This window comes from Pseudomonas sp. HD57-3 (assembly GCF_056113135.1).
In genome coordinates this window covers 1,091,733-1,116,220 of the sequence record NZ_CM148568.1, presented here as the reverse complement: position 1 = coordinate 1,116,220, position 24,488 = coordinate 1,091,733, and the positions used below count along the sequence as shown (strand labels likewise).

Here is a 24,488-nt window from a genome sequence, read left to right as displayed (position 1 = left end):
GGCGATGACTCAGAGAGAAACCTCAGGCAGTGCAGCGAACACCTTCCGGTCACGTTTGCTCAACACCGGCAGTTCCAGACGAGCCCGTCCGTAGAACGCCAGCGCCGTCAGCAAACACGCCAGCCACACGAAGATCCCGGCCCAGAACGTGTGAGACATGTAGTGCCAGCCCTGTAGGACTCGCGTAGTGCCGTAGACAAAACCGAGCAGCAGCGAGCCCCACAACAACGCGCTGGAAAAGCGCCATTGATAACGACGCGCCACGAAGTACAGCGCCAGCATGGTGAAGCCACCGGAAGCATGGCCACCCGGCCAGCAGCGCCCTTCACCCGCTTCGTGGAACAGCTGGAAATTGTTGTACCACTCGATGTGCGGCATCTTTCCGCCGTACAGCGTGGTTTCAATCGGGCAGTAAACGCTGGTGTGCGCCTTGAGGAAATGGATCACCCCGGTGCAGACCGCAAAAGCCACCACCACAAACAGAAAATCCCTGCGGTGATCGGCGGCAAAGCGCAGCACCGGCGCGACTTTGCTGCGCTCGAGAAAACCGCCCAGACGCGGATGCTTTTGCGGTTTCACCAGCGGCCAGACAAACGACAACATCGCGCCGATCAAGGCAATTTCCGCCGTCCAGTTCGGAATGATCCGCGCCCACTTGTGGGTCAGTTTTTCGAAGAAGTGGATCTTGTCGAGCGGAAAGGTGTGGGTCAGTGGATCGAACAGCAAATTGCTGAAGGTGATGTCGATGTTGGTCATGTCGAACATCAGAAAAACCACGGCTGCGCACAGCAGCGGGATGCCGAAGTTGTAAGCGTAAAAGCGTGATTTCATTGGGTGGTCACCGTGCGCCAGTCGGAGGCTTCAATGAAGCCGAGCATCTGTGGGGCCGCCGGGCTGGCGGTGGAAACAAACAGCGATGCGCCGTAACCGAGGGTCGAGGCCGGCACCTTGAGGTCTTTTTCCAGCTGCGCCATGCATTCGCTGTGGGTCACCAGAATCAGGTTGCGTCCCGGGACTTTGTGCGCGAGCGCGTCCTGCAGCATCCGGCCCTTGCAGCTGATCAGCCAGTCTTCGCCGGTCGCGGCCTTGTTGAACATGTAGCCGGCGGTCTGCACGGTGCGCATCATCGGGCTGTTGTAGACGTCGGCCTTGTCCAGACCCAACTGCTCGAACTGCGCGCCGACGCTCACCGCGACACTGCGCGAACGATCGGTGATGCCATCGTGGCCGCTCAGGCACGGGGCTTTCGAGTGGTCGCAGCGCTCGACATGACGTACCAGCACGATCATCTCGCCCTTGTCCCAGCCGTCCTTCAGCGCCTGTGCCCCGGCCACATTGCCGTGGGCAAGGTCAGGCACCGCCGCCGGGGCCAGCAGCCACAGCGTCAGCGGAATCACCAGCGCCGACGCTGCCAAGACCACCCAGGTGTTTCGAAAACGGGCCAGACCGCTCAGATCAATCGAGCGCTTGACGCCGAACAGACTCAGTCGCAATTCCACAAAAAGCCGCCATCACTTGTCATTCGATGCGGCGAGGTTAAAGAGCACGGCGTGGGCAGGCAGTGAAACCCATGTGAAAAAAGTCTTGGGGACGCTTGTTACAAATTCCGTAGGACAAAATCCTTTCAGCTCTCGGATTTGCGGCCGATACAGTCCTGCTTACACCCTTGCTGGCTCAAAAAAACAACAATCTTCCAGCCTGACCGACGATCAAGACGCACAACGTTTTCTGGAGGATTTGTGATGAATAGCTGGTTCGGCAACATCAGCGTTAACCTGAAACTGGGGCTCGGATTCGGCCTCGTCCTGGCCCTGACCTGCATCCTGGCGCTCACCGGCTGGACCAGCCTGGGCGGCCTGATTGACCGCAGCAACTGGATGAGCGACATCACCCAGCTCAACGCTGGCCTGACCAAACTGCGCGTGGTGCGCCTGCAATACATGCTGACGAATGGCGATGAAACCGCCGCGCAGAACGTGCAGACCACCCTCGACGGGTTCGCCGCACAACAGCAGAAGCTGATCAGCAGCTTCAAGAGTCCGGAAAACGTCAAGCTGCTCAAGGAGCAGGCGGCGACTATCGCCGAGTACCAGACGTCCCTGAACAAGATGCGTAACGCCTACCGCACCGGCAACACCGCGCGCGACTCGATGGCCACCAGTGCCGCGACGGCTTACGGCCTGATCGAAGCGCTGAGCAACCGCGTCCAGCAAATGCCGCTGAGCGATGAGCGTTTCGAGCAGTTCCAGGCTGTCACCGCCGCCAAGGAAGCGTTCATCCTGGCGCGCTACGAAGTGCGCGGCTACACCGCCACCGCCAACGCCGAGACCGAGCAGAAAGCCGTCGGCCAACTGGACGTGGCCATTGCCAGCCTCAAGCCACTGAACGTGCATTTCGCCAGTTCGCAGCAGGACGCCCTGCGTCAGCTGGAAACCGCACTGACCAACTACCGCAGCGCGTTGCAGGCCTTCAAGAACGCCAACACCGATGCGGTGCAGGCGCGCAAGGAAATGACCGATCAGGGCGCGACCATCGTGACCCTGAGCGAGCAGCTGTATCAGATCCAGCTCGATCGCCGTGACGCGGAAAGTGCCCAGGCCCGCACCCTGCAACTGATCAGCACCCTGCTGGCGTTGCTGGTCGGCATCATCGCTGCCTTCATCATCACCCGTCAGATCACCCGTCCGCTGCAGGAAACCATGGCCGTGGTCGACCGCATCGCCAGCGGCGACCTGAGCCACAACGTGATCGTCACCCGCCGCGACGAACTCGGCGTGCTGCAACAAGGCATCGCGCGCATGGGCGTGACCCTGCGCGACCTGATCAGCGGCATCCGCGACGGCGTCACCCAGATCGCCAGCGCCGCCGAAGAACTGTCGGCCGTCACCGAACAGACCAGCGCCGGCGTGAACAGCCAGAAGGTCGAGACCGATCAGGTCGCCACCGCGATGCACGAAATGACTGCCACCGTGCAGGAAGTCGCGCGCAATGCCGAAGAAGCCTCGCAAGCCGCAGCCGCCGCTGACGGCGAAGCCCGCGAAGGCGACAAAGTGGTGAGCGAAGCCATCGCCCAGATCGAGCGTCTGGCCAGCGAAGTGGTGCGTTCCACCGAAGCCATGAGCGTGCTGCAACAGGAAAGCGACAAGATCGGCAGCGTCATGGACGTGATCAAGGCCGTGGCCGAACAGACCAACCTGCTGGCCCTCAACGCCGCCATCGAAGCCGCCCGTGCCGGTGAAGCCGGTCGCGGTTTTGCCGTGGTCGCCGACGAAGTCCGTGGTCTGGCCCAACGCACCCAGAAATCCACCGAGGAAATCGAAGGCCTGGTGGCCGGTCTGCAAAACGGCACTCAGCAAGTCTCGGCCGTGATGAACAACAGCCGCGCCCTGACCGACAGCAGCGTCGCCCTGACCCGCAAGGCCGGCGACTCTCTGGAAAACATCACCCGCACGGTGTCGAACATCCAGTCGATGAACCAGCAGATCGCCGCAGCCGCCGAGCAGCAAAGCGCCGTGGCCGAAGAAATCAGCCGCAGCATCATCAACGTCCGCGACGTCTCGGAACAGACGGCGGCGGCGAGTGATGAGACCGCCAAGTCCAGTGTTGAACTGGCGCGGTTGGGTGGGCAGTTGCAGCAGATGGTGAGCCATTTCCGCGTGTAAGCACTGCACACGAAAGCCGATGTAAAAAGAAGGGCAGCTGAAAAGCTGCCCTTCTTTTTTGTCCTGAAATTGCCATCTTCGGGAATTGGATGACGAGTTCTGAAACGTGATTACACGCGGTTGGCGATTGGTGTTTAAGGACACGCGGTGATACGTCCCGAAGCCCACAAAACCTTGCGCCGTTGCCTACGGCTACGCCAGAATCCGCCGGCTTGTGCGCCTTGGGCTGGCTGCGTAATTTGATTGCGTCACTGATTTCCAGTGATCGAACTTAGCGGTTCGGAATGTCCCCTACGGTTGCACATGTCGAATCCAGTCAGGCGCCAGCCTGCACTTGATGGTGGCTGTGCGCATGGCACCTTCGGGTGCGCCGGGTTTTGGGTGACTTACCGGTCCGCTAACTTGCGCACAGCTGCCACCCTTTCGCTTAGCGGCGAAAAGGTACGGCCTAACCAGAGGTTAGTCACCCATGTTCAAGGTAACGCCAAACCCACCGCTCATCGAACCCACAACCCTCCCGGATCCGGCATCCCCGTACGAATGCCCCGGCTCGAAACGCTTTAACGAAGCCGCCGAACGCGCCCTCGATTATCACCTGGGCCCACTCAGCGCCCACATCATGGCCGCGCCCTACAAACCCAACACCCTCTATCAGGCTCATCCCGAAGCCGACACCGAATCCCTGCTGGTAGACGCCAGCGAATCCCTCGGCTCCGCCACCGTCATGCTCAACAATCATGTGGCACTGGTCGAGGGCAGCCACCGCAAAACCCTGCAAGGCATAGCCCAGATCGTGATGATCGCCGAAATGGCCGTTAACCGCGCGCTGGACAAGGTCGTGCCGACTGATTGATGCGGGAGGTGGCGAGTGCGGTGCACTCGCCATTTTTTTGCACCCTGTAAAAAGCCCGCCGCCACACAAGTCTTGGTGTGGCGGCGGGCTTTTTGTGAGTTGTGTTTATCAGCCGCTGAGGTTTTCTGAACGTGATGGCAGATCGAGCTCGACGCCACCCATGGCGCCGAATCGATTGCGTATCCGAGTACCTAACCCGCCGGCTCGATCAACCGTAGCCAACGCGTTCTGCAGAATCTGCAGCGCTTCGTCTTCCATGGAATGGCCGTTTTGGGCGCCAGCGATACGCAGTTGCTCTGTCATCTCCGACGGAGAGGGATAAGGAATAAAAACGGTTTCAGCCTCGTACTCATACACACGATCAGCCACCAATTCTGCAAATCGTGCCGATGCGTGATCTTCACTGTCAGCATACGAGTAGAGCTCATCAATCAGCGCCATTCGTCTTTGCAGGTCAGCATCGCTCTTTATCGAGTCATGACAGGCAGATAACAGCTTTTGAACATTTGTTACCTGATCGCCGAGCTCACCAATCATCTGTGCGATATCAGCTCTGGAGGCATTGGGTTCCATTGATTCGGGCATATTGCGCTGCATGCTTTCGCCTTCAATCTTATTCGAGGGCGAAATCTATCTCGGATGCTGTTCTGGGTTCAGCAGCTACTTCGTCACACTTTATTGCGCAGTTAATCGATGACTGAATCATCGGCGCGCTGGATCCGCCAAGAGCTACTCCCTAACCCCACCCACTCTTGAAAGGGTGAGGGAGAAAGGGAGCTGACTCCCGTCGTTTACCGAGTCCCCCGCTGCCGCAACGCCGACGGCATGAAGTACGAATCCTCCGGCACCGGTTGTGAGAAATCGACGGTGGACGCCTCTTCGTTATCCAGGTTCTGCACGTAGTACCGACGCGCCTGCAAGTCGTGGAACACGTCGAGTGCGCTCCAGGTGGTGGGCAGGTCGTAGAAGTTTTTCAGGTAGGCCATCGACACGCGCCACAGCTCCCCTCGCCCGTCGTATTGATCCACCAGGGCGGCGCCCCAGCTGTCTTCGTCGAGGAACAGCACGCGTTTGGAATAGATATGCCGCGACCCCGGCTTGAGTGTGCCTTCGACCACCCAGACCCGGTGCAGCTCGTAGCGGGTGTATTGCGGGTTGAGGTGGCCGGGGGTGAGCAGTTGGGCGTATTTGACGTCGGGGCTGCCGACTTTGTAGTTGTTGTAAGGGATGTAGATTTCCTGCTTGCCCTTGAGCTTCCAGTCGAAGCGGTCAGGGGAGCCGTTGAACAGGTCGGTGTCGTCTGCGGTGCGCAGGCCATCGGACGAGGCGATCGGTGTGTCGTACGCGAGGTTCGGTGCGCGGCGGACGCGGCGTTGGCCGGCGTCGTAGATCCAGGCCTGGCGGGCGTCCTTGAGCTGGTCCAGTGTCTCGTGCACCAACGCTGCGCCACCGGCGAGGCGCGCCGGGCTTTTCACGAAGGCGAGGTAGTAGAACAGGATGTTTTTCAGGTCGGCGAACTGACCGCCCGGGCGGTAGTAGTTGAAGAAGCCTTCCTGCTGCGAGGTCACCAGCGCGAAGCTGCCGTTGCGCTGCACGGGTGCTTCGGAAGCTCGGCGGACGACGTAGATACCGCGATAGCGGGTGATGTGGTTCCACAACACTTCGACGCCATCCTTGGGCACCGGAAACGGCACGCCGCCATAGGCATCGGCGAACCCGCTGCCGCCCTCCAGCAATTTGGCCGAGGTCGCATTTTTCAGGGTGTTGTCATACAGCCACTGCGGCGCCGAGCCGGATCGGCGCGAGGGATAGACCGGCATCTGGAAGGTGTCGGGGTAGCTGTTGAACAGAGCGATCTGACCCGGCGTGAGATGCGCTTTGTATTGGTCGAGGTTGGCCTTGGTGATGGTGAACAGCGGTTTGTCCGCCGCGTACGGATCGGGGTGATGCTGGCCGGGTTTGTAGCCGGCCGGCGCCTGGGTGATACCGCCGGTCCAGGCCGGGATGGTGCCGGCCGCGTTGCCGGCGCGCTCGGCGCCCATGGGGGTGAGCGAGGTTTTCAGTTGTTCGGCTTGCTGGGGCGAGATGGCGGCCAGCGTGCTGCCGGCGGTGAGGCTCAAGAGCAGCGCCAGTGTGGTTTTGGTCAGTCGTGATGCAGCAAACATGTTCGTTCTCCGAATTCAAAAACCTGTGGGCTCACAAGAAATACTTGAGGTTGAAACCGACGTTGTCGCGGTCGCGAATGCCGTTGTTCTGCCCACCGCCGTAGAACTCGGTGTACTGCAACTCGGCTTCGAGCCTGTTCTGGTAGTTGGCCTTGATCCCCAGCGTGTAGGCCTTGCGGCCCTCGATGGTGTTGCCGGCCTGGTAGCTGTTGCCCTTGAAGTCGTCCTTGTAGACGACGTAAGGCGAGACGTTGACCCCGGCATACACGTCGTTCCAGGTGCCGTTGAACATCACCGTGTAGCTGTAGGAATCGCGGTTGACCTGATCGTCACGATCGCCGCCGGACACATATGAAGTGTTGCCGGTACCGGCGTAGTAACGGTTGCTGCCGTCGTAGGCGGTGTATTGCAGGCTGCTGCCGCGCAGGTGCTCGGAGGCCAGTTCGAAGATGCCGAACATCGAGTCGAACGACAGCGTCGGGCCGAAGTTGTAGATGCTGCCCAGCGAAGTGTTGAACGCTTCCACCCGCTCGGCGTTGTTGATCTGGCTGTCGAGGGTGACCATTTGCCCGCCGACGTTGATGGTCTTGCCAGACACCGCTGCGGCAGCGCCATTGGCCAGGTCGCCGATCAAATCATTGGTGGCCGCGACGCCGATCGGCAGGTTCGGTCGGTAGGCCACTTCACCGAACACCGAGGCCTCGCCCAGCGTGGTGTTGAAGCTGAAACCGTACATGCGGATGTCTTCGGCATAACGCCGATGGGCCTGGATGTTGCCCATCACATCGGCAGTCGCCAGACCGTTGGCAAGCGCCCCGGCCTGACTGCCCGCAACGCTCGACAGCATGTTGGTCAGGGCATTCATGTCGATGCCGTTGTAGCCGCCAAGGTCGGCAGCGATGGTCGGTTCCTTGGCGTGGTAATTGACCATGTACAGGCCGAACTCGGTGCTGTTGAGTTCTTCGGCGATGTATCGAAAGGCGAAGCCGAACTGGCCGTCGTTGCGCGCGTTGTAGTCCTTGCCGATCGACGCCACCTTGAGGGTGTTGCCATAGGCCGGAGTAACGCCGTTGGCATAGAGGCCGGTGGACTTCAGCGCCGGGCCGAGCAACGGATTGTTGCCCAGTGCGCTGTACAGGCCGATGACGTTGCCGAACCCCGGCACCGGCGTATCAAGCGCGGTGCCGCTGAAGTTGTTATAGGCGGTGTTGCCGCCGTCGGCGAACAGGTCGGTCTGCGAGTAGAACGTGCCGACCGGGTCGATGCGGGTTTCTTTCCAGTTGGTCTGGTAAAAGCTCTCCATGGTCAGGTTGTCGCTCAGGCCGATGTTGAAGCTGACCGCCTCCACCGGCATCAGCACTTCCTTGACCTCGGCACCCGGCAAGCGGTACTTGGCGGCGTCCACCGGGTTGGTGGTGTTGATTCCGCCGCGATAGAAAATCCCCTCGCCCCAGTTGAACACCTGACGTCCCACCCGCGCGGTGACCGGCATGGTCGCGACGTCCCAGGTGCCATGAACGTAGGCATCGAGCATCTCGATCCGGCTGCCGGCGATGTCGCGGGTCTGGCCAGTGAAACGGTCGTCCTGGGGATAACTCTGGCTCGGTTGCGACGGGCTGTTGTTGTGGTAGTAGTCGTTGCGCTTGTCCATCAACTGGGTGTCGTAGAACGCGGTGCCGCGCAGGAACATCCCGTAGTTCTGGTAGTTGGCCTCCAGCTCCGACGTGATCTTGTACACCTCGGAAACCAGCCCGGTGTCGAAGTTGCGATTGCCGTCGTTGGTGTTGACGTCATCGTTGGTCTTGTCGCGGCCCTGCACCCGCCACAAGCGGCCGTAGGACAAGGTCGTGTCGAGCGAGCCGGTGACCTGATTGTCCAGCACGCTGAACTCGGCGGCCTGCACCGCATCGACTGCGCAGAGTTGCAGCAGCCCTGCCAAACCGACACCGGGGAGCGCTACGCCAGACAGGCGCAATCGAGTGTTGATCATCTGTTCCTCCTTCCCTGTTCTTATTGTTGTGTGTTGCCGCGATGCTTATGGCGCCAGCCCCGCACGGACATAAATCCGGCTGTGGGCGCCGAAATGGCCGAGCAGTCTTAGCAGTTGTTGATTGAGTTCCGGGTGCTCGAAGGTCTCGCGCTGCAACTGATTGCCCGCGCTGAAATCGCTGGTGACCGGCGCCGTTTCCAGCCACTGGCCGATGGCTTCATCGAAGGCAGCGGAGTCGTCGACCGACTCGGCACTCACCACTTCGCGCAGGTAGTCCACGGAGTACGGCGGGTAATGCGCGTCCCCGGCGGCATCGGCGTAAGCGTCGAGCATCGGATGCGGCTGACCGGCGCGCAGCACGCGGCGCAGCCAGGTCGACTGGTATTTCTCAACTTCCATGTGGCGGGTCGCCACCCGTTCGATGGACGCCTGTTTGTCATCCGCAAAACCGGCCAGCGCCTTGCCCTCCAGCAACAGAAGACTCGGCAGTTCGACGCCCGGCAACGGCTTGGCGTGATACGGCTGGGTCAGGTCCTGAACGTGGTGCAGACCCCAGCCGAGAAAGCGATAACCCCAGTAAGAATGGCCGGTGGCAAACGCCAGTCGCGCCAGCCCCATGTACTGATAGGCGCGCCAGTCCGGCCAGCTGCGTTCGAGGAATCCGGCGGCCGCATACACCACCGGGCTCTCGTGGAAGAAGCCCATGTGGAACGGCGCCTGGGAGCTGTACTGGAAGCGCGCATCGCCAAACGGCTGCGGGCCGAAGCCGTACAACGCGGCGACTTCGCCGGGGTTGTCGCTGAACAGGTTGATGTCGTGTCCGTAGTCCGGCTCGTCGGCGGCGCTGGCCAGCACGGCCAGAGGCGCGACTTTTTCGTGATCGGCCACGCGAATGAAACGCTGACGATTCCATGGCGAAAGCGTCTGCTCGACCATGACCTGATCGGGCTGCAGATGCTCGCGCTCGGGCAGGTCCTTGCCCGGCAATGGCTGGATGACCATCGCCAGAAAAATCTGCGGATTGATCCGCAACGCAGTGAGGAAGTCGTGGCGCAGATTGTCGCTCGGCACAGCGGGCAACTTGAGGTTGTCGGGGCGCGGCGGGTATTGATTGAAATGCTCGCGGGCGAAGCGCTCCTGCTCATCGAGCAACGCGACGATGGCCGGGTATTGCTCGGAGAGAAACTGCTCCAGCGGTTCGACCTCGACGGGCGACGCATCGCGCAACGCCGGCAGGTCCTGCAACGCCAGGTAGCTGCCCACCGTATGGTTCGACCAGCCCCACGCCGTGGGGGCCATTGCGCAAAGCAGCAGGAGGGAGATCAGCTTCATTGCTTCTGGTTCTTGTTATGTGTGCCGTGGGGATCGAGCCTAACAACCGACCCCGTCTCTGACACTGTCCGATCTCACCAGAAAAGTTCTCCGATAGCGCCACGCGCGATGTTCTTTCAGGCCGGGTAACCGGTGATCTTGCGGATGCTCTGGTACAACGGTTTGAGCTGCCGATACATGCGCAGATAGACGTCCTTGTACAGTCGCTCATAGACCTGCTGCGCCTCGGGTTGCGGCTGAAACACAGCACCGACCCGGGTCATCGCCGCTATCGCCGTGGGGAAATCCGCGTGCAGTCCCAGCCCCACCGCGCAACAAATCGCCGCGCCCAGACCGGACGCTTCATAGACATGCGGACGCTCCGCCGGCAGGCCGAAAATGTTCGCCGTGAGCTGCATCGCCGCATCACTTTGCGAGCCACCACCAGCGACCCGCAGACGGGTGACGGAGATCTTCGAGCGCTTCTCGATTTTCTCCATGCCCTGACGCAACGCATAGGCCAGACCTTCAAGGATCGCCCGGTAAATGTGCGCGCGGGAATGCACGTCGCCGAAGCCAATCATCGCGCCTTTGGCTTCCACGCCCGGCTCGCGAATCCCCGGCGACCAGTACGGTTGCAGCATCAATCCCATCGAGCCCGGCGGTACCGCATCGACCAATGCATCGAACAGTTGCTCGGGCTCGATGCCCTGCTCTTTGGCCTGCTGCATTTCCCTCAGGCCGAACTCGTTCTTGAACCAGCTGACCATCCAGTAGCCGCGATAAATCATCACCTCGCAGTTGTACTGATCCGGCACCGCCGACGGGTACGGCGGAATCAACGGGACGATTTCCAGATAGCGCGAGCGGGTGCTGGTGATGGTCGCGGTGGTGCCATAGGACAGGCACACCGTGCCCGAATCGACGACGCCGGAACCGAGCACTTCACAGGCCTTGTCAGCGCCCGCCGCGATCAGCGGAACGCCTTCGGGAATGCCGGTGTGGCGACTCGCTTCGGCGCTGATATGGCCGAGGGTTTCACCGGGTTTGTGCAAGGTCGGCAGTTGCTCGGGACGCACCGCCAGCGCCTGCCACTTCCAGTCACGGGTTGCGGCCCAGCGCAGGCGTTTGAAGTCGAACGGCAGGTAACCGACGCAACAACCCACCGAATCGACGAAGCGCCCGCACAGACGATGCGTGAGAAAACCCGAGAGCAGCAGAAACTTGTCGGTCGCCGCCCACACTTCGGGTTGATGGCGAGCAATCCAGTTGGCCTCGGCCTGGGCGCGAAAGTAATCCACCGTGGCCTGCGCGCCGGCCAGTTTGAACAGCCAGCCCCACGGCCCCTTGATCCCGCCTTCGACTTCGCTCTGGCGCTGGTCGAGCCAGAGAATCGCCGGGCGCAGCGGCTTGCCCTGGGCGTCGACGTTGATCACCGTGCCGCGCTGCGTCGTGAGAGAAACCCCGGCAATCTGCGAACGATCGATGCCGGTTTGCGCCCACACCTGCTGGCAGGCCTCGCCCAGTTTCGCCCAGTAATATTCCGGATCCTGCTCGGCCCAGCCCGGCTGCGTCGAGTAATAGGCCTGCAATTCAACCTTGCCCTTGCCGAGCAGGTTGCCCTGCAAATCGAAGAGCAGCGCGCGCACGCTCTGGGTGCCATTGTCGATGGCCAGCAGGTAACGCTTGTTCGGGTGGTTGTCCATGGAGCTCTCTTCGAGGGGCATCACTGCGCGATTTCCGGCAGGCCGTGATGGCGTTGCCATAACGCCTGATAGCGTTGCTGTTCCTGTTGCCAGTGTTCGTCGTCCCAGCCCAGCCGTGGCTGGCAGAGTTGGCGAATGGCCGGGAAATACTCCGCGCCGCCACGGGGCAGCAACAGGCCCAGACGGGTTCGACGCAGCAGCAGATCATCCAGATGCAGGACCATTTCTGCTTCGCAGGCGAAGGCCAGTTCCGCCCACAAGGTGTCGGTGGCGCCGACGGTGTCATGGCCCAGTTCGGTTAGCAGTTGCGCCAGCCTTGGCAAGTCCCGGCCATGTCGCCCGGCCAGACGTCGCCACTGGCCGGGACTGAGTCCGGGGATCGCCAGTGGCGGGACGGCGGCAAACACCGGCGCGGCATCGTCGTCGAAAGAACGACCGAGCATGTCGGCACAGGCCCTGAGCACTTCGATGGCTTGCGGGCGGAACGTCGTGAGTTTGCCGCCGGCCAACGTAACGCAGCCTGGCTCCTGCCACAGCACATGTTCACGGGTTTCGTTCGACGGTTTGTCTTGATGCTCACCCGCCGCGCTGCCCACCACCGGGCGCACGCCGGACCAGGTTGAAAGTACGTCGGCGGCTGTCACTTCCGCGCCGGGAAACTGCTGTCGGCAGGCGGCCAGCAGATAGTCGAGCTCTTCGGTGCTGATGCTCGCGCTCTGGTCCAGATTCTCGCGGTGATCGAGGTCGGTGGTGCCGACCACCGTGGCGCCTTCCCACGGGAAAACGAACACCGGTCGCCGATCCTGCTCGTGCATAAACGTGAACGCCTGCGCCACCGGCAAGCGCCAGCCCGGCAGCAACAAATGACTGCCGCGCAACGGACGCAACTGGCGTGGTGCCTCAGATGGACGCAAGCGTTCGGCCCAGGCGCCGGTGGCCACTGCCAGCACACGACAACGCAATTGCAGTGACTCGCTGGCCTCGCAATCTTCGACCTGAACCCCGCACACCCGCCCGTTTTCCCGCAGCAGATGTTCGACGCGTACACCGTTGAGCACCACCGCGCCGTCGGCCCGTGCTTCGCTCAACACGCGCATCACCAGCCGCGCGTCATCGGTCAGCGCATCGATAAAACAGGTGCCGCCCAGCAAGTCATTTTCTTTCACGCCCGGAGCGAGATAACGCAGTTGTTGCGCATCATGGAAACGATGGTCGCGGCGTCCGGCCAATGCGTCATAGATCGACAACAGACCGCCCAGCACCCGCGGTCCGGGAAAGCCGCCGCGATAGTGCGGCATCATGAAACTCATCGGCTCCACCAGCCCCGGCGCTTCGTCGAGCAGGCGCTGGCGTTCGCGCACTGAATCTCGGGTCAGGCGCCACTGGCCCTTGGCGATGTAACGCAATCCGCCATGAACCATTTTTGAGGATCGACTGGAGGTGCCCCAGGCGAAATCACGCTGTTCCAGCAGCAGACAACGCCAGCCACGACGCGCGGCCTCACGCAGGATGCCGGCACCGCTGATGCCGCCGCCGATGACGATCAGATCCCAGGTTTCAGCCGCCAGTGTCGGCAGGATTTGCTGGCGCCATTCGGCGTTCCAGTCCGCGCTCATGGCGGTCACTCCTGCAACAGCGTGCCGGGGTTCAGGCGCCCGGCCGGGTCGAAGTGCCGGCTCAGCGCCTGCAAGGTGTCCATCGCCAGTGCGCCCTTTTCGCGCGGCAGGTAAGGCGCGTGATCCTTGCCCACGCCGTGCTGGTGGCTGATGGTGCCGTGGTTGTCGACGATAGTCTGGCTGGCCGCGTGTTTGAGGGCTTTCCAGCGGGCCAGTGTCGCGGGATAGTCCGCCGCCGGGCGAAACACGTAGGTGGTGTAGATGCTCGAACCTTCGCCGTAGACGTGGGACAGATGGGTGAAGACGTGCACTCGCTCACCCTCGGCCGCCAAGGCATCCCGCAGGCTGTTTTCGATCAGGTTCAGCAGGTTGTCGACGTTGCTCCAGTCGGTGGCGGTTTCGAGGGTGTCGACCACGTAACCGGCGTTCCACAGGTTCTCCCGCAGATACGGAAAGCGAAAGCGGTTCTGCGCCCACTTCTTGCCGAGCAGCGTGCCGGTGAACACACCGCCGAACGCCTTCAGATGCTGACGGGCCTGACTCAGGGACAGCGCATTCTGCTTGCGATTGCCGGTCACGCCGAAGGTCAGCAGGCACTTGCCCTGCCCCGCGCCGCGCAGGCTCAGGTACTTTTCCAGCCAGGCGATCTGCTGCGGATGACCGGCCAATGCCAGTTGAGTTTCGGTTTCCACCGCGTTGGACAAGCGCAGCATCGACAGCGGCACCCGCGCCTGAGCCAGTTGTTGAATGGCTTGCAGCGCCTTGCTCCAGCTGGGCAGAAACACGCCGTAGAAACGCTCATCGGCCGGCAACGCACTGACCCGCACCTTGACCTCGGAAATGATCCCGAAACGCCCCTCGCAACCCAACACCACTTCGCGCAGATCCGGGCCGGCCGCCGACGCCGGGAAGGTTGGAATTTGCAGCGGCCCGGCAAAGGTTTCCAGGGTTCCGCCGGCGAACAGTTGCTCGATCCGCCCATAGCGCAGCGACTGCTGACCGCTGGAACGACTGGCCACCCAACCGCCCAGTGTCGACAGCTCCCACGACTGCGGGAAATGCCCCAGCGTGTAGCCTCGGGCGCGCAGTTGGCTTTCCACCTGCGGGCCACTGGCGCCGGGGCCGAAAGTCGCCAGCAGGCTTTGTTTATCGAGGTCGATCAGGCGGCTCATCCGCGCCAGGGACACCGTCACCACGGGCCGCGCAGAGTCTGGCGGGTTGATGTGCCCGGCCACCGACGTGCCGCCGCCGTAGGGGATCAGGCACAGGTCCTGCGCCTGGGCGAGCGCCAGCAATTGGCGGATGTGTTCGGCAGTTTCCGGGAATGCCACGGCGTCGGGGTAATTGCCCAGCGCGCCCTCGCGCAATGCCAGCCAGTCCGGCAGGCTCTGCCCGCGTGAGTGCAGCAGACGGTCATGGGCATCGATGCTGTACAAGGCGTGTTCCGCCAGCCGCGAGACCGGTACGCGGGCCAGCGCCGCTTCGAGCGTCGCATCGGGCAGCGCGCGTCCCTCCCCCAGTCGCTCATGGAGAAAACTTGCGCCCTGGGCCGGCAGTTCGACCACCGTGGTTGCATCTCCCCAGCCGTTCCAGCGTCGCATGCGTGTGTCCTTCTGTGCAGTCTGATCAGTGAGATTTCAGGCCCTCATACTAGTCAGCCGGCCGAAAGTGTCACGGTCGCATCCGGCCAGTTCGAGTAGCCAATTGAGTCAAACGTCGCGCAAGCGTCAGCCATTTACTTTAGTCGTGGATTCAAATTACCTTTCAGGGCGCTCATCCGCCCGTGGCGGCCTCGATCAAGGGAATTCGGTCATGCAATCGCTCGGCTTCACCTCCGTTCCGCCGCTGCTCAAGTACCTGCGCCATGCCGAACATCTGGGCCTGGCCATCGAGCCTGCGTTGGCGGCGGCCGGGTTGCAGGCGCAGCAGTTGAGCGACAACAGCCTGCGCTTGCCGGGTGAAACCCATGAGCGGTTGCTCGATTACTTTTGCGAACACTCGGGTGATCCGTTGTTCGGCCTCAACGCTGCGAATTTCGTGCTGCCCAACTCCTGGAGCGTGCTCGGCTACATCACCATGAACTGCGCGACACTGGGCGATGCCATGAGCCGCATCATGCCGTTCGAAAAACTGGTGGGCGACATGGGCGTCAGCCGCGCCGAGGTGCACGACAGCCACGTGCACCTGATCTGGAGCTGCCGCTTTGAACGCCCGCGAATTCGCCGGCATCTGGTGGAAAACGTACTCGGCTCCTGGCTGCAATACGCACGCTGGATCGCCGACACTCAGCTGTCGCCGGCCGCCGTGTGGCTGGAACACTCGATCCCGGCGGACACGACGCTGGCGCAATATGAAGCGTTTTTCGAATGCCCGGTGCTGTTCGATCAGCCGTATTCCGCGCTGGTCGTGCCGTTGCCGTATTTGCAGTTGCCGTTGCGCCAGGCCGATGCGCATTTGCTGCGCACGCTGGAAGAACACGCTCAGAGTTTGATGGCGACGCTGGAGGATGCGTCGCTGGAGCAGCGGGTCAAAAGCATCCTGCGCCAGTTGCTCAAGGAAGGCCTGCCGCGCAAGGAACAGGTGGCCGAACATCTCGCTGTGTCCGTGCGCACGCTGCAACGCCAGTTGCATCAGGCCGGCACCTCGTATCAGCAGATCCTCGATGAACTGCGCCAGGAACTGGCCGAGCATTACCTGCTCAACAGCACCTTGCCGATTCAGGACATCGCCCAGTATCTGGGCTTCACCGAACCGCGCTCGTTTCACCGCACCTTCAAGAGCCGACGCGGCATGCCGCCCGGTGAGTTTCGGCAGGCTCACCGTATAGCGAACGACAGTTAGAGGCTGATCGCGTTGGTGAACACCAGACGATTGCCGAACGGGTCGGCGATGGTCATGTCCTGGCTGCCCCACGGCATGGCCTGGATGCCCGGGTGCGAGAACTTGTAGTTCTTGGCGACCAACTGCTGCTGGAACGCCTCCAGCTCATCGGTCTCGATCCGCAGGGCCGAACCCGGTGTCGCATCGCCGTGATGTTCGGACAAATGCAGCACGCACTCGCCGCGCGAGACTTGCAGGTACAACGGGAAACCGGGTTCGAAACGATGCTGCCAATCGATCTTGAAGCCGAGGAAATCGACGTAGAATTCCACGGCCTTGGCTTCATCGAAAATCCGCAGGATCGGGGTGGTTTTGCCGAAGCTCATGGGTTGCTCCCTGACTGATTGGCCCCAGAGTGTAGCCGGGGTGGATGTCAGCAATTCGGCTTGGTGATGGCTTTCTTTAATTGCAATGTGCCATCACCGTGACGCAGTCAGCAAAATTCAACGAAAGCCGTCGCGCAGATCGCCCTGGCGCGCCAGGAACCGCCCTGGTCTCTGGCCGTTGGCCTGACCGTCGCGGTAACTCAAAACACCATTGATCCACACACCCTCGATACCTTGGGCGGCGCGTTGCGGGTCGTTGAAATCCGCCACGTCACGCACGGTCGCCGGGTCGAACAACACTAGATCCGCCCAGTGCCCTTCACGAATCTCGCCCCTTTCCTTCAAGCCGAAACGCGCCGCCGACAGACCGGTCATCTTGTGCACCGCGGTATGCAGCGGAAAAAGCCCGACGTCGCGACTGAAATGGCCGAGCACCCGTGGGAAAGCGCCCCACAGACGCGGATGCGGGAACGGGTCTTCCGGCAGACCATCGGAGCCGACCATCGACAGCGGATGAGCAAGAATCCGTCGCACGTCGTTCTCGTCCATGCCGTAATACACCGCGCCCGCCGGTTGCAGACGCTTGGCGGCGTCGAGCAACGACAGGTTCCATTCGGCAGCGATGTCCATCAGGTCGCGGCCGCCCATTTCCGGATGCGGTGTCGACCAGGTGATGGTGATGCGGTGGGCGTCGGTGACCTGCTTCAGATCCAGCGTCGAAGAACTCGCCGCATACGGGTAGCAATCGCAGCCGACCGGGTGAGTTTTCGCCGCCTCTTCCAGCGAGGCGAGCAACTGCGGACTGCGGCCCCAGTTACCGGCACCGGCGCATTTGAGGTGGGAAATGATCACCGGCGATCGGGCATGGCGGCCGATGCGAAAAGCCTCGTCCATCGCCTCCAGCACCGGTTCGAATTCACTGCGCAGGTGGGTGGTATACACCGCGCCGAACGCATTCAGTTCTTCGGTCAGTTGCATGACTTCATCGGTGGATGCCGAGAACGCACTCGCATACGCCAGACCTGTGGATAAACCGAGGGCGCCCGCCTCCAGGCTTTCACGCAACTGCTCGCGCATCGCGGCGATTTCATCATCAGTCGCGGTGCGGAAAAGATCATCAAGATGATTGCTGCGCAGCGCCGTGTGCCCGATCAGTGCCGCGACGTTCAGCGTGGTATTGGCCGCTTCGACCGCCGCCCGATAATCGCTAAAGCGCGGATAGACGAACGCCGCCGCCGAGCCGAGCAGGTTCATCGGATCCGGCGGATCGCCGCGCAAACTGACCGGTGCCGCACTGATCCCGCAGTTGCCGACAATCACCGTAGTCACGCCCTGGCTGAGCTTGGGCAGCATCTGCGGCTGGCGGATCACCACGGTGTCGTCGTGGGTGTGCACGTCGATGAAACCCGGTGCCAGCACACGGCCGGCGGCGTCGATTTCATCGGTGGCGTTGGCGTCGCGCAAGTCGCCGATGCGCGCGATGCGGCCATCGAGGATCGCCACGTCGGCGGCGTAACCGGGGCTGTTGCTGCCGTCGATGACCAGGGCGTTGCGAATGAGGGTGTCGTACAGCATGTCAGTCTCCCAGCGGCAGGTGATCGTCGCCGCCACGGTATTCGTCGAGGGCGAGTTTGATCCGCCGCAGACGTTCTTGATTGTCTTCAGGATTGGCCAGCGCCAGCTCGGTGGCCAGCACGTCGATGGCGAGCAGCATGCCGTAGCGCGCCGCCGTCGGTTTGTAGATGAACGAGGTCTCGGCGCCTTGCAGCGGCAGGACGATGTCGGCCAGTTCCGCCAGCGGCGAGTCAGCGCGGGTGATGGCAAGAATCCGTGCGCCGTAGTTGCGCGCCAGCGCTACGGTCTCCAGCAACTCCGGGGTGATGCCGGTCAGCGAACAGACGATCACCACCTGCTCGGCGCTGAGGCTGGCGGCAGTGACGCGCATCATCACCGCGTCGTGGCACACCGCAATCGGGTAGCCGAGGCGCACCAGCCGCACCTGCAATTCGTCGCTGCACAGGGTCGAGCAACCGCCGATGCCGAAGGCGTGGATCATCCGCGCCTGGCCCAGCAGTTTCACCGCATCGGCGAAGCGCGACTCGTCGAACGCCGCCAGATGCTGGCGTAAGGTGGTTTCGATATCGCCGACAATCTGCCCGTAAAACGCCGACTGCTCGGGCGTACCCGCCGGGTCGAGGAAACGGCTGCCAACACCACTGGCCTGAGCCAGTTGCAGGCGCAGGTCGCGCAAGTCGCGGCAACCGACAGTGCGGGCGAAGCGCGACAGCGTGGCAGTGCTGACTTCGGCCCGCTGCGCCAGCTCTTCGAGGCTGGCGGAGGCGGCAAATCCTACGTCGTCGAGCATCAGACGGGCGATGCGTCCTTCACCGGCGCTGAAGAAATCCTGACGGGCGCGGATCTGATAAAGGATGTCCATGGCGGATAACTCCGACTACAGCAGGTAAGAAAGACCGACGGTCAGGGCGAAAGCGACAACCGAGATCAGGGTTTCCAGCACCGTCCAGGTCTTGAACGTCTGGGCCACCGTCATGTTGAAGTATTCCTTGATCAACCAGAAGCCGCCGTCGTTGACGTGGGAAAAGATAACCGAGCCCGCGCCAGTCGCCAGCACCAGCAGTTCCGGGTGTGGATAACCCAGACCGATGGCCACCGGCGCGACCACGCCAGAAGCCGTGGTCATGGCGACGGTGGCCGAACCGGTGGCGATGCGCATCAACGCGGCGAACAGCCAGCCCATGATCAGCGGCGAAAGGTGAAATTCGTGGGCCAGGCCGACGATCTGATCGGTGACGCCGGCGTCCACCAGAATCCGGTTCAGACCGCCACCGGCGCCCACCAGCAAGGTGATGCTGGCGGTCGGTGCCAGGCATTCGTTGGTGAACTTGAGGATCGATTCCCGGTTGAAGCCCTGCGCGATGCCGAGCGTCCAGAAGCTCAACAGCGTCGCCAGCAACAGCGCGATCACCGAGTTGCCGATAAACAACAGGAACTGGTTGAAACCGCTGCCCGGCGTGGAAATCAGGTTGGCCCAGCCGCCGATCAGCATCAGCACCACCGGCAACAGAATGGTCGCCATGGTGATGCCGAAACTCGGCAGGCTGTCGCGGGGTTCGCGTTCGAGAAATTGTTTTTCCAGCGGGTTATCCGCCGGCAACTGAATGCGCGGCACGATGAATTTGGCGTACAGGGGGCCGGCAATGATCGCCGTCGGAATACCGATGGCAATCGCATACAGCAAGGTCTGCCCGACCGATGCCTGATAGGCCTGCACCGCCAGCATTGCTGCCGGGTGCGGCGGCACCAGCGCATGCACCACCGAAAGACCGGCGACCATCGGCAGACCGACCATCAGAATCGACACGCCAACCCGCCGCGCCACGGTAAAGGCAATCGGCACCAGCAACACGAAACCGACTTCGAAAAACAGCGGCAGCCCCACCAGAAACGCAATGCACACCATCGCCCAGTGCGCGTTCTTCTCGCCAAAACGCTCGATCAGCGTGCGCGCCATCTGCTCGGCGCCGCCGGACTCGGCCATCATCTTGCCGAGCATCGTCCCCAGCGCCACCACCAGCGCAATGTGCCCCAGCGTCTTGCCCACCCCGGCCTCATACGCCCCCACCACGCCGGACGGCGGCATCCCCGCCACCAGCGCCAGGCCGATGGAAATCAGGGTGATGACAATGAACGGATTGAGCCGGTAACGGGCGATCAGAACGATCAGGGCGATGATGGCAACGGCGGCGTACACCAGCAGCCAATAGCCGAAGGACGGTGTCATGCGGTACTCCTCGAAAGGGTCACGTTCGAATGGGTTGTGAAACTCATAAATCATTTCGAGATCGAGTTTTCAAACGAAGTGAAAGTAATTTTCGTGGAGGGATAAGGGTTGTCGCTTTTGGATATGTCTTGTCGCGAATAATGAAAATCGCGGGGTGGGATTTTCATGATCCTCGGGCACAAAAAAACCGGTGAAAACAAGCAAGCTTGCTTCCACCGGTCTCGGGGGCGTCACCTTTTCAGCGTGGACTCACACCATTTCGTTACGAATCCATTCAACCACCGACGTACGCTTCGGCGCCCAGCCCAGCAGTTCGCGGGCGTGTTTGCCGCGTACGCGGCTGTTGGAGCCGAGGCCGTAGTTAGCCATTTCGTAGCCCCACTCGGCTTCGGCGTCTTTCAGGGGCCAGTCTTGTGGCTCGCCGAGGTTCAGGGCCTGGGCCATGGCGGTGGTCATGTCGATGAACGACGCTTCGCCGCTTTCGGCGAAATAGAAGGTGCCCGGGACGTTTTTGGTCAGGGCCAGCAGGTACAGCGAAACTACGTCTTCGATGTGCACGTTGGACCAGATGTTCTGCCCGGTGCCGACGTGGCGCACTACGCCGCTTTTGCGCGCCTGTTTCAGCAGGCGCGGCAGTTGCACGCTGTCGCGATTGACGCCCAGGCTGTGGCCGTAGATCAGGGTATTGCAGATGACGGCCGAGTTCACGCCGTCCTTCGCTGCCGCGAGGATCAGGTTGTCGATGGCCACCCGTGCAGCCTTGTCGACGGTCGGCTCCGGCAGGTTGTCTTCGAAGTAGATGACGTCGCTGGATTTGCCGCCCGACGCATCGCCGACGATGCTCGAACCGCTGGTGTGCAGGAACACTTTGTTCGAGCCGCGCAGGGCATCGAGCAAGGCTTCGACGGCGCCGCGATGGTCGCTGCTGGCGGCGTTGATCACGGCGTCGGCGGCGCGGGCCTGTTCGGCCAGCAATGCGTTGTCGTCGAGGGTGCCGATTACCGGGGTGATGCCCAGTGCTTTCAGCTCATTGGCCTGTTCGGCGCTGCGCACCAGACCGGTGACGGTGTGGCCGGCCTGGACCAGACCGGTGGCGATGGAGCCGCCGATAAAACCTGCAGCGCCGGTGACGAATACGTTCATGGAGAAACTCCCTGCGTGAGTAAGTGATGCAACGAGTATCGACCGCCGAGCTCGGTGGAAAAACCCGCCCACAACCAAATCACTGTTGCGCAGGGATCACGAATCAGCCTTTGAAATCGGCGCTGGCGTAAGCCGCCAGTTTGCTCTGGATGAAGTCGAGGAAACACTGAATGCGCAGCGCCAACTGCGAGTTGCGGTAGTACACCGCGTTGATCGGCTGTCGATAACCGCTGTTGAATTCCGCCAGCAGCACCTTGAGGCGCCCGGCACGAATGTCGTCGATGGTCATGAAGTGCGAGAGGCAGGCAATGCCCTGGCCTTCCAGCGCCAGATGGCGAACCGTCTCGCCGCTGGAGGCGCTGATCGCCGGGGTGATCGGCCAGCGGTCGCCGTGCACGTAACGCAGCGGCCACTGGTTGAGGCCTTCGTTCTGGGTGAAGCCGAGCAAGGTGTGTTCGCTGAGATCGGCCACTTGCAGCGGCGCGCCGTGTTTTTCCAGATAGGCGGGACTGGCGACGATCAGCAGCGGACTGCAACCCAGCGAGCGGGCATGCAACGTCGAATCGGCGAGGGTGCCGATGCGGATGGCGACGTCGGTGCTTTGTTCCAGCAGGTCAATGATCAGGTCATTGCTGTTGAGTTCGAGCTGGATGTCCGGGTACAGCCGCCGGAATTCGTCGATGTACGGCACGATGGCGTGGAGCATGAACGGCGATGCGGCGTTGATGCGCAGCCGTCCTGATGGCGTCTGCTGGCGCGAAGAGAGGCGCTCTTCGAGCTGGTCCATCTGATCGAGGATCAGCTTGGCCTGTTCGAAGAAATACTTGCCCTCCTCGGTCAGGTCCATGCGCCGGGTGGTGCGGTTGATCAGCGTGGTGTCGAGCTTGGCTTCCAGCCGCGACAGCGTGCGGCTGACCGCCGACGGCGTCTGTCCGACCTGCTCGGCGGCGGCGGAGATCGAACCGCATTCGATCACGCAGACGAAAATCTGCAACTCATCGGATCTGGCTTTCACGGGTGTCCTCGAATCGAAAGGCCTGCTGCGCAAGCTCAGGCCTTCGATAGTAGCCGAGCGTCAGGCCTTGAGGCCAAACACCTCGGTCAGATGCTGCTCGTATCGCGCCACATCCGCTTCGATGTTCGGGCGTTTCATCACGTCCACACAGAGGAACGTCGGCAGGCCGGTCATGCCAAGAAACTCGTTGGCCTTGTGGAACGGGAAGTAAACGGCGTCCACGCCTTTGGCTTCAAAGAAGTCGGTCGGGTCATCGAACGCCTGCTGCGGTGCATTCCAGGTCAGCGACAGCATGTATTGCTTGCCGTGGATCAGACCGCCGCTGCCGTACTTCTGCGATGCGTCGGAACGGGTGCGACCGTCACTGGCGTAGAGGCTGCCGTGGCCTTCGGTGAAGACTTCGTCGATATACTTTTTCACGGTCCACGGCGCGCCCATCCACCAGCCCGGCATCTGATAAATGATCACGTCGGCCCAGAGGAATTTGGCGACTTCTTCGGCGATGTCATAACCCTCGTCGATGAAGGTGGTCTTGACGTCGACACCGCCACGATCCAGCACGCTCAGCGCCGCTTCGTGCAGGGTGGTGTTGTAGCGACCGTCGGAGTGGGCGAATTTTTTACCGCCATTGAGCAACAGCACTTTTTTCATGGGAGAGCCTCGATCGGATTCCGATGCGCAGCGCAGAGCGCTGGATGGAGAAGGGGAAAAATTGAATGGCGGCAGATTAACGATCCGCCTCGCGCGGAATAAGCACCGATTGCGCAAAATTCATTTGAGTAAAACGCACGAATCGAACGCCGATTATTGCCTTAGGATTGGCCGCCATCTGAATCTGAGGAGTTTTTTGCGATGAGCGAACGCCAGGGTTTCATCCTGCACGCCAAGACCCGCCCGGAAAAAGCCGAGGCTTTCGAAGCGTTTTTCCGCGCCTACGTCGAACCGAGCCGCGCCGAACCCGGCTGCATCGAGTACCACATGCTGCGCGACAAGGAAGACCCGAGCCTGTTCATTTTCTACGAGATCTGGGAAAGCCAGGCGCATCTGGACGTGCACTCGAACCTGCCGCACATGCAGCAGTTTCTCGCGCAGCGCATGGAGTATCTGGAGCGGGATTTCGATATCCGCCCGATTGAAATGCTCAGCGCGTCGTCCGCTAACCGCTGATCAGCAGATGGGCGCCGAGTGCGCCCAGACCGATGAAAAACACCCGCTTGAACAGCACGGCACTGATGCGCTGACGCAGCCATTGGCCGAGCAACATGCCGAGTACTGCCGGGATCAGTGCCAGCAGCGAAGCGCTCAATTCCGCACCGCCGAGCGACCCGCGCCAGAGCAATCCACCGGCCAATGCCAGGGTCGACACGGTGAAGGACAGGCCCAGCGCCTGCACCAGTTCATCGCGGCTCAAGCCCAGGGCCTGCATGTACGGAACGGCGGGAATCACGAACACACCGGTGGCCGATGTGACGACGCCGGTGATCACGCCACACAGCGGACCGAGCCACGGTTCATGGCGGCGACTGACACTCAGCGTCGGCAAAAACAATCCACTCAGCGCATAGAGCAACAACGCCGCGCCGAGCCCACGCACCACCCAATGCCCGCCAGCCATGCCGATCCACAAAGTGCCGATGGCCGTGCCGAGGAAGATCGCCAGCAGCATCGGCCACAAGCGTTTCACCAGCCCCTGCAAATGCCCGCCGAACGCCAGTTGCCAGACGTTGGTGAGGGTCGCCGGGATGATCAGCAACGCCGCAGCCTGCGACGGTGCCATAGCCAGACCGAGCAAACCCATGGCAACGGTGGGCAGGCCGAGACCGATCACGCCCTTGATCATGCCGGCGACAACGAAGGTCGCAATCACCAGCAATGACAGGGTCAGACCGAGGTTTTGATAGAAATCTGCGAGTGCGTTCATGGCCACACTTTGCGCCTGCGCGGGTGAACTGAAAATCTGTCATACACTGAGGCAGCCTCTCCCTATACAAGAGTCTTGTTTATTTTTCGCGGCCGCTG

General features: G+C 61.8%; 21 protein-coding genes and 1 pseudogene. 5 read left to right on the top strand and 17 right to left on the bottom strand.

The features are described 5' to 3' along the window. Positions 1-9 precede the first annotated feature (9 nt). Positions 10-831 (bottom strand): phosphatase PAP2 family protein, encoded by an 822-nt coding sequence (locus AC0R79_RS04895; RefSeq protein ID WP_474733479.1) that lies wholly within the window; start codon positions 829-831, stop codon positions 10-12. Further along, positions 828-1,499: a lipopolysaccharide core heptose(II)-phosphate phosphatase PmrG gene (gene pmrG, locus AC0R79_RS04890; protein ID WP_474733477.1), complete on the bottom strand. Its 672-nt coding sequence runs from the start codon at positions 1,497-1,499 to the stop codon at positions 828-830. Before pmrG ends, AC0R79_RS04895 begins: the two co-directional genes overlap by 4 nt. A gap of 243 nt (positions 1,500-1,742) precedes the next feature. Here pmrG and AC0R79_RS04885 point away from each other — a divergent pair. The 3 genes and pseudogenes from AC0R79_RS04885 to AC0R79_RS04875 form a co-directional block, all read left to right on the top strand. Continuing rightward, positions 1,743-2,804, top strand: a pseudogene (locus tag AC0R79_RS04885) (methyl-accepting chemotaxis protein); the annotation flags it as partial. Next, a complete protein-coding gene (locus AC0R79_RS04880) occupies positions 2,799-3,662 on the top strand; it encodes a methyl-accepting chemotaxis protein (RefSeq protein WP_474735067.1) in 864 nt (287 codons plus the stop codon). The pseudogene AC0R79_RS04885 and the gene AC0R79_RS04880, both read left to right, overlap by 6 nt. Before the next feature lie 469 nt (positions 3,663-4,131). After that, complete coding sequence (locus AC0R79_RS04875) at positions 4,132-4,515, top strand: DUF6124 family protein (RefSeq protein ID WP_474733475.1); 384 nt, start codon at positions 4,132-4,134, stop codon at positions 4,513-4,515. Positions 4,516-4,623: 108 nt separating this feature from the next. Here the strand turns inward: AC0R79_RS04875 and AC0R79_RS04870 are convergent, their stop codons facing one another. From AC0R79_RS04870 to AC0R79_RS04840, 7 genes are all read right to left on the bottom strand, one after another. Further along, positions 4,624-4,818 carry a FitA-like ribbon-helix-helix domain-containing protein gene (locus tag AC0R79_RS04870; RefSeq protein ID WP_474735065.1) on the bottom strand — a complete coding sequence of 65 codons (195 nt, stop codon included), beginning with the start codon at positions 4,816-4,818 and terminating at the stop codon, positions 4,624-4,626. Positions 4,819-5,306: 488 nt separating this feature from the next. Continuing rightward, complete coding sequence (locus AC0R79_RS04865; protein WP_474733472.1) at positions 5,307-6,680, bottom strand: DUF1329 domain-containing protein; 1,374 nt, start codon at positions 6,678-6,680, stop codon at positions 5,307-5,309. A 31-nt stretch (positions 6,681-6,711) separates the two neighbouring features. Continuing rightward, entirely contained in the window at positions 6,712-8,670 is a 1,959-nt protein-coding gene (locus tag AC0R79_RS04860) for a DUF1302 domain-containing protein (protein ID WP_474733471.1), read from the bottom strand. A 45-nt stretch (positions 8,671-8,715) separates the two neighbouring features. Continuing rightward, positions 8,716-10,002, bottom strand: coding sequence for a phospholipase (locus tag AC0R79_RS04855; RefSeq protein WP_474733470.1), 1,287 nt, complete (start codon positions 10,000-10,002; stop codon positions 8,716-8,718). Positions 10,003-10,118: 116 nt separating this feature from the next. Next, positions 10,119-11,687 carry an FGGY-family carbohydrate kinase gene (locus AC0R79_RS04850; RefSeq protein ID WP_474733468.1) on the bottom strand — a complete coding sequence of 523 codons (1,569 nt, stop codon included), beginning with the start codon at positions 11,685-11,687 and terminating at the stop codon, positions 10,119-10,121. Positions 11,688-11,707: 20 nt separating this feature from the next. Beyond that, positions 11,708-13,303 carry a glycerol-3-phosphate dehydrogenase/oxidase gene (locus tag AC0R79_RS04845; protein ID WP_474733467.1) on the bottom strand — a complete coding sequence of 532 codons (1,596 nt, stop codon included), beginning with the start codon at positions 13,301-13,303 and terminating at the stop codon, positions 11,708-11,710. 5 nt (positions 13,304-13,308) lie between these two features. Further along, on the bottom strand, positions 13,309-14,904 hold the full coding sequence (locus tag AC0R79_RS04840) for an FAD-binding oxidoreductase (protein ID WP_474733465.1): 1,596 nt from the start codon (positions 14,902-14,904) through the stop codon (positions 13,309-13,311). Between the two features lie 211 nt (positions 14,905-15,115). On the opposite strand from AC0R79_RS04840, the gene gliR reads away from it, so the two are divergent. After that, the gene (gene gliR, locus AC0R79_RS04835) at positions 15,116-16,144 is read left to right on the top strand and encodes an AraC family transcriptional regulator GliR (RefSeq protein WP_474733463.1); all 1,029 of its coding nucleotides are present in this window, start codon (positions 15,116-15,118) and stop codon (positions 16,142-16,144) included. On the opposite strand, the gene AC0R79_RS04830 is transcribed toward gliR, so the two are convergent. From AC0R79_RS04830 to mdaB, 7 genes are all read right to left on the bottom strand, one after another. Further along, positions 16,141-16,509 carry a glyoxalase superfamily protein gene (locus AC0R79_RS04830; RefSeq protein WP_007953815.1) on the bottom strand — a complete coding sequence of 123 codons (369 nt, stop codon included), beginning with the start codon at positions 16,507-16,509 and terminating at the stop codon, positions 16,141-16,143. The two genes, gliR and AC0R79_RS04830, sit on opposite strands and share 4 nt — an antisense overlap. A 117-nt stretch (positions 16,510-16,626) precedes the next feature. Continuing rightward, positions 16,627-18,084, bottom strand: a complete 1,458-nt coding sequence (locus tag AC0R79_RS04825; RefSeq protein ID WP_474733461.1) for a D-aminoacylase — start codon at positions 18,082-18,084, stop codon at positions 16,627-16,629. 1 nt (position 18,085) lies between these two features. Then, positions 18,086-18,946, bottom strand: a complete 861-nt coding sequence (locus tag AC0R79_RS04820) for a MurR/RpiR family transcriptional regulator (RefSeq protein WP_221535603.1) — start codon at positions 18,944-18,946, stop codon at positions 18,086-18,088. Positions 18,947-18,961: 15 nt separating this feature from the next. Then, positions 18,962-20,311 (bottom strand): GntP family permease, encoded by a 1,350-nt coding sequence (locus AC0R79_RS04815; RefSeq protein ID WP_474733458.1) that lies wholly within the window; start codon positions 20,309-20,311, stop codon positions 18,962-18,964. Positions 20,312-20,560: 249 nt separating this feature from the next. Beyond that, positions 20,561-21,454 carry an NAD-dependent epimerase/dehydratase family protein gene (locus AC0R79_RS04810; RefSeq protein ID WP_474733457.1) on the bottom strand — a complete coding sequence of 298 codons (894 nt, stop codon included), beginning with the start codon at positions 21,452-21,454 and terminating at the stop codon, positions 20,561-20,563. A gap of 103 nt (positions 21,455-21,557) precedes the next feature. Next, positions 21,558-22,469, bottom strand: a complete 912-nt coding sequence (locus AC0R79_RS04805) for a LysR family transcriptional regulator (RefSeq protein ID WP_007953823.1) — start codon at positions 22,467-22,469, stop codon at positions 21,558-21,560. Positions 22,470-22,529: 60 nt separating this feature from the next. Beyond that, complete coding sequence (gene mdaB, locus AC0R79_RS04800) at positions 22,530-23,120, bottom strand: NADPH:quinone oxidoreductase MdaB (protein WP_375745317.1); 591 nt, start codon at positions 23,118-23,120, stop codon at positions 22,530-22,532. Positions 23,121-23,321: 201 nt separating this feature from the next. On the opposite strand from mdaB, the gene AC0R79_RS04795 reads away from it, so the two are divergent. After that, positions 23,322-23,636, top strand: a complete 315-nt coding sequence (locus AC0R79_RS04795; RefSeq protein ID WP_129972410.1) for a putative quinol monooxygenase — start codon at positions 23,322-23,324, stop codon at positions 23,634-23,636. On the opposite strand, the gene AC0R79_RS04790 is transcribed toward AC0R79_RS04795, so the two are convergent. Continuing rightward, complete coding sequence (locus AC0R79_RS04790; RefSeq protein WP_474733454.1) at positions 23,626-24,390, bottom strand: sulfite exporter TauE/SafE family protein; 765 nt, start codon at positions 24,388-24,390, stop codon at positions 23,626-23,628. The two genes, AC0R79_RS04795 and AC0R79_RS04790, sit on opposite strands and share 11 nt — an antisense overlap. Positions 24,391-24,488: the final 98 nt, after the last annotated feature.

Bases quoted from the DNA above. Each gene is read 5' to 3' on its own strand.
- AC0R79_RS04845 (WP_474733467.1), bottom strand. From the start codon at position 13,303: ATGAGCGCGGACTGGAACGCCGAATGGCGCCAGCAAATCCTGCCGACA.
- AC0R79_RS04870 (WP_474735065.1), bottom strand. From the start codon at position 4,818: ATGACAGAGCAACTGCGTATCGCTGGCGCCCAAAACGGCCATTCCATG.
- AC0R79_RS04795 (WP_129972410.1), top strand. From the start codon at position 23,322: ATGAGCGAACGCCAGGGTTTCATCCTGCACGCCAAGACCCGCCCGGAA.
- AC0R79_RS04820 (WP_221535603.1), bottom strand. From the start codon at position 18,946: ATGGACATCCTTTATCAGATCCGCGCCCGTCAGGATTTCTTCAGCGCC.
- AC0R79_RS04815 (WP_474733458.1), bottom strand. From the start codon at position 20,311: ATGACACCGTCCTTCGGCTATTGGCTGCTGGTGTACGCCGCCGTTGCC.
- AC0R79_RS04810 (WP_474733457.1), bottom strand. From the start codon at position 21,454: ATGAACGTATTCGTCACCGGCGCTGCAGGTTTTATCGGCGGCTCCATC.
- AC0R79_RS04875 (WP_474733475.1), top strand. From the start codon at position 4,132: ATGTTCAAGGTAACGCCAAACCCACCGCTCATCGAACCCACAACCCTC.
- AC0R79_RS04830 (WP_007953815.1), bottom strand. From the start codon at position 16,509: ATGAGCTTCGGCAAAACCACCCCGATCCTGCGGATTTTCGATGAAGCC.
- AC0R79_RS04860 (WP_474733471.1), bottom strand. From the start codon at position 8,670: ATGATCAACACTCGATTGCGCCTGTCTGGCGTAGCGCTCCCCGGTGTC.
- gliR (WP_474733463.1), top strand. From the start codon at position 15,116: ATGCAATCGCTCGGCTTCACCTCCGTTCCGCCGCTGCTCAAGTACCTG.
- AC0R79_RS04840 (WP_474733465.1), bottom strand. From the start codon at position 14,904: ATGCGACGCTGGAACGGCTGGGGAGATGCAACCACGGTGGTCGAACTG.
- AC0R79_RS04880 (WP_474735067.1), top strand. From the start codon at position 2,799: ATGGGCGTGACCCTGCGCGACCTGATCAGCGGCATCCGCGACGGCGTC.
- AC0R79_RS04895 (WP_474733479.1), bottom strand. From the start codon at position 831: ATGAAATCACGCTTTTACGCTTACAACTTCGGCATCCCGCTGCTGTGC.
- AC0R79_RS04825 (WP_474733461.1), bottom strand. From the start codon at position 18,084: ATGCTGTACGACACCCTCATTCGCAACGCCCTGGTCATCGACGGCAGC.
- AC0R79_RS04850 (WP_474733468.1), bottom strand. From the start codon at position 11,687: ATGGACAACCACCCGAACAAGCGTTACCTGCTGGCCATCGACAATGGC.
- AC0R79_RS04865 (WP_474733472.1), bottom strand. From the start codon at position 6,680: ATGTTTGCTGCATCACGACTGACCAAAACCACACTGGCGCTGCTCTTG.
- AC0R79_RS04790 (WP_474733454.1), bottom strand. From the start codon at position 24,390: ATGAACGCACTCGCAGATTTCTATCAAAACCTCGGTCTGACCCTGTCA.
- mdaB (WP_375745317.1), bottom strand. From the start codon at position 23,120: ATGAAAAAAGTGCTGTTGCTCAATGGCGGTAAAAAATTCGCCCACTCC.
- AC0R79_RS04855 (WP_474733470.1), bottom strand. From the start codon at position 10,002: ATGAAGCTGATCTCCCTCCTGCTGCTTTGCGCAATGGCCCCCACGGCG.